Annotated in this window: 7 protein-coding genes and 3 pseudogenes; 9 read left to right on the forward strand and 1 reads right to left on the reverse strand. The window is 35.8% G+C overall.

Features of this window, described 5'->3' with window-relative positions:
• Positions 1-755: 755 nt before the first annotated feature.
• The 8 genes and pseudogenes from AFK68_RS45765 to AFK68_RS19760 all read left to right on the forward strand — a co-directional run.
• Positions 756-970 (forward strand): annotated as a pseudogene (locus tag AFK68_RS45765) (ATP-binding protein); the annotation flags it as partial.
• A gap of 27 nt (positions 971-997) precedes the next feature.
• A pseudogene (locus tag AFK68_RS19720) lies at positions 998-2,347 on the forward strand (P-loop NTPase fold protein).
• Between the two features lie 540 nt (positions 2,348-2,887).
• A complete protein-coding gene (locus AFK68_RS19725) occupies positions 2,888-3,115 on the forward strand; it encodes a hypothetical protein (RefSeq protein ID WP_094674406.1) in 228 nt (75 codons plus the stop codon).
• 259 nt (positions 3,116-3,374) lie between these two features.
• Positions 3,375-3,751, forward strand: a 377-nt coding sequence (locus tag AFK68_RS45770) for a WD40 repeat domain-containing protein (RefSeq protein WP_371357460.1), incomplete at its 3' end; no start/stop codon positions are given.
• Position 3,752: 1 nt separating this feature from the next.
• Positions 3,753-5,608 (forward strand): annotated as a pseudogene (locus tag AFK68_RS45775) (WD40 repeat domain-containing protein); the annotation flags it as partial.
• A gap of 65 nt (positions 5,609-5,673) precedes the next feature.
• Positions 5,674-6,012 carry a WD40 repeat domain-containing protein gene (locus tag AFK68_RS42100; protein ID WP_246844298.1) on the forward strand — a complete coding sequence of 113 codons (339 nt, stop codon included), beginning with the start codon at positions 5,674-5,676 and terminating at the stop codon, positions 6,010-6,012.
• Positions 6,013-6,041: 29 nt separating this feature from the next.
• Positions 6,042-6,202: hypothetical protein (locus tag AFK68_RS42105; RefSeq protein WP_371357462.1), on the forward strand; the 161-nt coding region annotated here is incomplete at its 3' end.
• A 27-nt stretch (positions 6,203-6,229) separates the two neighbouring features.
• Complete coding sequence (locus AFK68_RS19760; protein ID WP_094674410.1) at positions 6,230-6,445, forward strand: WD40 repeat domain-containing protein; 216 nt, start codon at positions 6,230-6,232, stop codon at positions 6,443-6,445.
• A 212-nt stretch (positions 6,446-6,657) separates the two neighbouring features.
• On the opposite strand, the gene AFK68_RS19765 is transcribed toward AFK68_RS19760, so the two are convergent.
• Complete coding sequence (locus AFK68_RS19765; protein ID WP_094674412.1) at positions 6,658-7,212, reverse strand: hypothetical protein; 555 nt, start codon at positions 7,210-7,212, stop codon at positions 6,658-6,660.
• Positions 7,213-7,622: 410 nt separating this feature from the next.
• Here AFK68_RS19765 and AFK68_RS19770 point away from each other — a divergent pair, with 410 nt between their 5' ends.
• Entirely contained in the window at positions 7,623-7,769 is a 147-nt protein-coding gene (locus AFK68_RS19770) for a hypothetical protein (RefSeq protein ID WP_371357461.1), read from the forward strand.
• Positions 7,770-7,850: the final 81 nt, after the last annotated feature.

The raw sequence follows: 7,850 nt of genomic DNA on the forward strand, positions 1-7,850 counted from the left end.
GGGTTCTATATAGGGAATAAAAGTTGTGTTTATTCTAAATCATCTAATTGATTGTCTTCTCTGTTTATATAAGCCATTTGAAATCTATTTAAAAAGAGAAGGAGAATATGAGCATACGGGGAAAATATGAGTATTTTTTAAGCTTTTTTCTATAGTCCTGCATAGTAATGGCGAAAATATACATTTTTTTTCTATACTCCCCACACTCTCCACACTCCCCACACTCCCCACACTCCCCATACCATTACTATGTACATCCTTTTTTCTATAGAAGCCCTAAGCGTATCTCTGCAAAGCTGCGAGTTTTTGGCTCAGTCCTCAGGAGTAGGGGTGATTTCCGTTCCGGAATACTTTCCTTCGGAATGCTCTGCAAACGTAAACGCGTGCCTTAGGAGCATGACAAACGGAAATCACCCGTACAGAAGTCAGGAGATTGAGAAATACTCAGAGGGGAAAAAGTTAGAAAAACGCCCTCATCTCCCCACACTCTTCACACTCCCCATCTATAAATTCTAAATAGATCCCAAATGGATTCTATATACCCCTCTCAATCTCCTGGCTCCTGTTCAAAAAACTTAATCACTGGCATTGATACCAAATGGTATATATTCTATTTCCTTTAGGGTAATAATTTATTGATGCTTTGACCCATAAGTATTGACATACCTCTTGCCCAGATTAAAAGAATCCAGGAAAATAACACTCAACAATATTACACAATACTACTTTGTTTATATATATTAGGAAAAGAAGTGTTGAGTGAACTAGACCTAATTAAATTTTACAAGGCTTGTAACCCTAGCAAGACTCTAATAGTAGGAAACCCTGAAGATCAACAATATTACATAGATTTTGCCAGCGTCAGGGGTAGTGACATTATCCGAAAGTTAGAAAGGACCATAACACTTTTATCTGAAAATCAGCCATCTTGTCAACTCTTTACAGGACATATCGGTTGTGGTAAGTCCACNGTTTATATATATTAGGAAAAGAAGTGTTGAGTGAACTAGACCTAATTAAATTTTACAAGGCTTGTAACCCTAGCAAGACTCTAATAGTAGGAAACCCTGAAGATCAACAATATTACATAGATTTTGCCAGCGTCAGGGGTAGTGACATTATCCGAAAGTTAGAAAGGACCATAACACTTTTATCTGAAAATCAGCCATCTTGTCAACTCTTTACAGGACATATCGGTTGTGGTAAGTCCACTGAATTATTTCGACTAAAAGATAAACTAGAAAAACATGGATATCACGTTGTTTACTTCGAGTCTTCTGAAGACTTAGATATGGGAGATGTAGATATTAGTGATATTTTGCTGGCGATCGCTCGTCAAGTCAGCGAAAGTATGGAACAAACGAAAATAAAAATTAAACCAGGTTACTTCCAAAAGCTATTTACTGAAGTATCAGAAGTTTTACAAACTCCCATAGAACTTTCAACAGAAGCAGAATTATCTGTGGGAATTGCTAAAATTACTGCTAAAACTAAGAACTCTCCTAAACTACGTTCTCAATTAAGACAATACCTCGAACCACGAACCAGCACCATTCTAGAATCAATTAATCAAGAATTACTTGAACGTGCCAATATAGAACTCAAACGCCGAGATAAGAAAGGACTTGTTGTTATTGTTGATAATTTAGACCGTGTAGATAACTCACCTAAATCTTGGGGACGTACTCAACCAGAATATTTATTTGTAGACCGAAGCGAACAACTTAAAAAACTGAACTGTCATGTAGTATACACAATTCCCCTCACTTTAATGTTCTCTAATGATTATGGCAGATTATCAAGTCGATTTGGAGTTAAACCCAAAATATTACCAATGGTACCTGTACAAATTAGGTGTAAAAAACCCACAATGGAACCTAATGATTATGAACCGGGAATGACTTTATTAAGAGAAATGGTATTAGCTAGAGCTTTTCCAGAAATACCTTCTCAACAACGTCTATAATTGATCCCCAGTCTTTTTGAAACCCCTGAAACCCTTGATAGACTTTGCCGCATCAGTGGGGGTCATATGCGAAGACTGTTAATGTTGCTCTATAGTTGTCTCCAACAAGAAGATCCTCCTTTTTCTAGTGAATGTTTAGAAAGTGTGATTCAGGAATACCTAGACGATCTAGTTAGAGCTATTACTGCTGATGAATGGGAGTTATTATTTAAAGTAGTAGAAAATCAAAGAGTTACTGGGGAAGAAGAATGCCAAATTTTACTCAGGAGTATGTTTGTTTTTGAATATCGAGATAAGAATGGTCATTGGTTTGGAATTAATCCATTATTGGCAGAAACTAAAAAATATGCTAATTGGATTAATAGTAATTATAGGGAATAGGGAATAGGTAAGCATTTCCTGCGGAATGCGGAGCTAACAGCTATTAGCAGTCAGCACGAGCGCAATTATACCATTTCTCAAAAACTTTATCTATTTCAGAGTAGGGGAGTGGGGGAGGTAGGAACGTTTTGCTGCGCGACATGTTGGCGGAGCATTCAGGGACGGAAAACGCATTTTTGCCGGTGCAACGTCCGTACAAACAAGAATAATTAATGCTAAATTACTTCAAACTAACAATAAAGTAATTACCTTAGTTTAATTATTTAATAACTGAAGTTTTATCTAAGTATAGCGTTAATGCATGGGAATTGGTATTAGAGCTTAAGGACATTAAATGAATTTAATAGACTTTAAAATCAAGGCAGCCGACTTTTAGTAATATTTATAGCGGTTTTCACTTCATGACTTGCATTACTTCTTCCTTATTCCTTGAAACCCAAATCTCTGTACTCTAAAAAACATGAAAACTGCTATAATATCAGGCTCAATAAACCTTTAAACGTATCCCAATTAGAAAATTTTCCCGAACCACCAGCAATAATGATATTTGACTTAGAAAAAGTAGAAGCGATAAATGAGCTACTAACTTCTACTAATCAAGTCAGAGATGAATTTAGGAAAAAATTCCGTTTTCCTCTAGTTTTGTGGATAACAGATTCACTTAATTTTAGAAATATTAATAGATTCAGGATTATTATTTATCCGCAAAGAGTTCCAGGAAAAACACTACCAGCTAGTTCACGATTATATAGTCAAACCAATCCGTAAAAGGTTTAACTTAGAAGAAAGATTAAACCAGGCTGAACTAGAAATAAAACAAGCTGAAATCGCAAATAATCAGGCAGAAACAGATAGAATAATTAGCCAAGCTAAACTAAATATAGTATTAAAACGACAACTAGCAGTAGCAATTGTAGGAATTATATTAATGTCACTATCAACCATCGCTACACTAGGTTTTTGACAGAAAACAATATTTCAAAAACAAGTAGTAACTGCTGAAAAACATCGGGCAGATATTAATAGTATGACCGCTGTTTCAGAAGCATTATTTTTCTCAGGTTATAAATTTGATGCTCTGATAGAAAGTATCAGAGCAGGTCAAAAATGGCAAAAAATTAAACAATTATTAGGAGAAAATAACCTATCAAATGATACAGAATATCGTATTGCAGCCTCTCTTCAGCAAGCAGTTTATCAAGTTAGCGAATATAACCATTTAGAAGAACATGGTAATGTAGTTTGGAGTGTCATTTTCAATCCCGAAGGAAACTTAATTGCCTCTGCTAGTGCAGATAAAACTATTAAATTATGGAGTCGAGATGGCAAATTACAAAAAACCTTAACAGATCATACAGATGGAGTAAGCAGAATTAGCTTTAGTTCAGATGGCAAATATTTAGCNATCAAGTTAGCGAATATAACCATTTAGAAGAACATGGTAATGTAGTTTGGAGTGTCATTTTCAATCCCGAAGGAAACTTAATTGCCTCTGCTAGTGCAGATAAAACTATTAAATTATGGAGTCGAGATGGCAAATTACAAAAAACCTTAACAGATCATACAGATGGAGTAAGCAGAATTAGCTTTAGTTCAGATGGCAAATATTTAGCTTCAGCTTCCGACGATCAGACAGTGAAAATTTGGGATCTTCAGCAACTAGAAAAGAAACCTCTATCTCTCAAGAGTCATCGTAAATCAGTATTAACAGTTGACTTCAGTCCCAATAACAAAATATTAGCATCAGGCTCACTAGACAAAACTATCAAAATTTGGAGCAAAACAGGTGTACTACTGAGAACAATTAAAACCAAAGCAGCTATCCAATGGGTTAGCTTTAGTCCTAATGGAAAAATCATTGCTGCTGGTAATAGAAATGGGGAATTACAATTGTGGAATCTCAATGGTAAACTTTTGGCAACCTTACAACATGGAGATCGAAATCAGAGTACGCCAGTCTACAGTGTCAATAGTGTCAATTTTTCTCCTGATGGTAAAAGTTTGGTAACAGCAAGTGGGGATAAAACAATCAAAATTTGGCGTTTTTGGCGAAACAGACCAATTCTTAAAAAGACAATAATTGCACATACAGAACAAGTGATTAGTGCCAGCTTTTCTCCTGATGGGAAAACAATAGCTTCCTCCAGTAAAGACAAAACCATCAAAATTTGGGACTTAGATGGAACCCTTTTGAAAACTTTTTCGGGTCATGGAGATAGAGTTACTCAGGTGAGTTTCAGCCCAGATGGCCAAACTCTGGCTTCATCTAGCTATGACAAAACTATTAAGTTGTGGAGTCTCAAAAATAGTTCTCTGAATGTTCTGAAAGGACATCAACTCAGAGTTTTTGGTCTAAGTTTCAGTCAAGATGGTCAAATCTTAGCTTCTGCATCTGAAGACAATACTATTAAACTGTGGAGTCGCACAGGTAAGTTAGTTAATACTCTCAGAGGGCATACTAAGAGAGTGACAAGTGTAAGTTTTAGCCCAGATGGTCAGATTCTTGCTTCAGGTAGCCGCGACAAAACAGTAAAATTGTGGTACTTCAATTCTCCAGAGAAAATCTGGAACTGGGAATTACTTGATGCTCCTCAACATTGGCAACCTTATGACCAATATAATCAGCTTTTTTCTCCTCAGAATCAGAAAAGCAAATTATATTTCAGGGAAGAGGGAAAAATTAAAGATGATTTTGCTAGTAAGTTAAGTTGTTTTGTGAGGGTGGGTAATTTTTGTCTTGTCCCTTTGAAGAAATTTATTCCCTTTTTTCGCATAAATTTTTCCCTACTGCCACATCAGTCTTTTGAGTCAGAAAAATATCGCAGTTTGGTTGACATTAACCTTGATAGTCAAGTCAAAGTTTCTAGTAGACTAGGATGTTTCTCAAAGTCAATAGAAACTTTTTGTTTTGATAGGAATTTGAATACAAATTATCATTCCCCTGATTTTACCTCCCAAAATATCAATCTTATGGGACATACCGATCATGTGATGAGTGTCAGCTTTAGTCCAAATAATCAAATTATTGCTTCTAGTAGCAAAGATAAAACGGTAAAGTTGTGGAACCGTCAAGGTGAGTTGCTGAAAACTTTATTTGGACATAAGGAATGGGTTAGTAGTGTGAGTTTTAGTCCAGATGGTAAAATGCTCGCCTCTGCTAGCGATGATGGTACGGTGAAACTATGGACTGATAAAGGTGTGCTGCTAAGAACTATTAATGCCCACAAAAGTTGGATTTTAGCAGTAAGTTTTAGTCCAGATNGTTGTGGAACCGTCAAGGTGAGTTGCTGAAAACTTTATTTGGACATAAGGAATGGGTTAGTAGTGTGAGTTTTAGTCCAGATGGTAAAATGCTCGCCTCTGCTAGCGATGATGGTACGGTGAAACTATGGACTGATAAAGGTGTGCTGCTAAGAACTATTAATGCCCACAAAAGTTGGATTTTAGCAGTAAGTTTTAGTCCAGATGGTCAGGCGATCGCTACAGGAAGTTTTGATAATACGGTAAAACTTTGGAGTATTAATGGTGAGTTACTGAAAACTTTTTTAAAAGGTGCTAGTGATAGTATTACCAGTGTGAGTTTTAGTCCAGATGGTCAGGTAATTGCTTCGTCTAGTTATGATGGTAAAATTAAGCTCTGGAGTCTTTATGATGGTAGTTTATAAAAACTTTGAGCAGTCATAAAGATAGTGTGATGAGTGTAAGTTTTAGTCCTGATGGTAAGTTGTTAGCTTCTGGTAGTAGAGATCAAACTGTGATTTTGTGGAATTTGGCATTGGATGATTTGTTAGAGAAAGGTTGTAGTTGGGTCTGTGATTATTTACAGACCAATCCTCATGTTCAAGAGAGCGATCGNCTTTATGATGGTAGTTTATAAAAACTTTGAGCAGTCATAAAGATAGTGTGATGAGTGTAAGTTTTAGTCCTGATGGTAAGTTGTTAGCTTCTGGTAGTAGAGATCAAACTGTGATTTTGTGGAATTTGGCATTGGATGATTTGTTAGAGAAAGGTTGTAGTTGGGTCTGTGATTATTTACAGACCAATCCTCATGTTCAAGAGAGCGATCGTCAACTTTGTAAAAAAGGGAATAGGGAATAGGGGATGGAGAATAGGTAATAGGTGGGGAGTGTGGGGAAGGTGGCACGGTCAATTTATTGTCACGCTTAGAAAAATAGTATCCTTTGAAATCTCCTACATCTTGCTAGGATTAGTTAACCAAAAATATAGGGTTGTAAATATTCTCTGACGAAAAATAATTATTCCTGGCGGAGGGCAGGGGAGTATAGGGTCTCAAAGAAAGGATAAATAACTTAAGATTGTGATTTTATCAAACATTTCTTCTGAGAAGACTTTTTACTTTTTTCTTTCTTCTTTTGCCTCTGCTGAGTCACTTCCGGGGGCGGACCGTAATCTCCTCTTGAAAAATAAATTCGTTCTACTTGATGTTGTGGCTCAACCTCAATCCACAGACGGGCACCGCCTGCTTGACTTTTGTTAGGCTGGTGTGGCTGATAGACTATTTGGCAAGGTCCATCAATTTTTAGGGCGTGGCAATAATCTTTTTTATCTCCAACTTTTACAGCAATTGCCGGATAAGAAGTTTTATTATCTCGGTTATAGTCAATAGTCTTTCGTAGAACATGAACAAAAGTATTGCCTGTACGTTCAGCCTTATTCCAGGTTCCTTCAGGACCTCGACGACCAGGTATAATTTCTGGTACTCCTCGGTTGTTAAGAGGAATCATCCATAACCTTTCAACCTTATAAGCACCTACTACTCTGCCTTGTTGAAGTAGTATTCGCAGTCTACCTGTCGATATATTAAGCAAAAATGCTGCTTCTGTTGTATATACTTCTATAGTCATAAAAACTAGATCGTTATAGTATTTACTTCTAATATCTATTATGTTGAATATTTTTGAGGCTATCAGATAAGTATAAACGAAAATGGCTTATGCTTGAAATTTATCAAAGGCTTATTTTTATCTATTTTTGACTTTTTATTTTATTTTTGTTCNATGAATAGAGAAAAAATAGCCGAAAACTTCTAATATCTATTATGTTGAATATTTTTGAGGCTATCAGATAAGTATAAACGAAAATGGCTTATGCTTGAAATTTATCAAAGGCTTATTTTTATCTATTTTTGACTTTTTATTTTATTTTTGTTCATAATCCGATGAGCAAAAAGCTGATTATAGATATTTATAGCTACGCCTCACCTTATAATCAAATAAATCGAATCTTTTGTTTTATTCTTGCTTATTCCCTCAACATGAATATTCACAATAATAGACACATCTTGCCAGAAATGGATTCTGTTTGGCAAGAAACATTAAATTGGCAGCCAACAGCACAACAAAAACAACAATTTCAGAAACTTTATGAGTTAATTATTATTTTTCGGGACCATTTTTTTTAAACCATTGGAAGTTGCATAAAGTCCCCTTGCTGTAAAATACTCGTGAAAAGTCAAATGAGAAAAAGAATAAATACTACGCGC

The sequence above is a fragment of the Hydrocoleum sp. CS-953 genome (genome assembly GCF_002260545.1).
Taxonomy (GTDB): domain Bacteria; phylum Cyanobacteriota; class Cyanobacteriia; order Cyanobacteriales; family Microcoleaceae; genus Trichodesmium.

Bases quoted from the DNA above. Each gene is read 5' to 3' on its own strand.
- AFK68_RS19725 (WP_094674406.1), top strand. From the start codon at position 2,888: ATGATATTTGACTTAGAAAAAGTAGAAGCGATAAATGAGCTACTAACT.
- AFK68_RS19770 (WP_371357461.1), top strand. From the start codon at position 7,623: ATGAATATTCACAATAATAGACACATCTTGCCAGAAATGGATTCTGTT.
- AFK68_RS19765 (WP_094674412.1), bottom strand. From the start codon at position 7,212: ATGACTATAGAAGTATATACAACAGAAGCAGCATTTTTGCTTAATATA.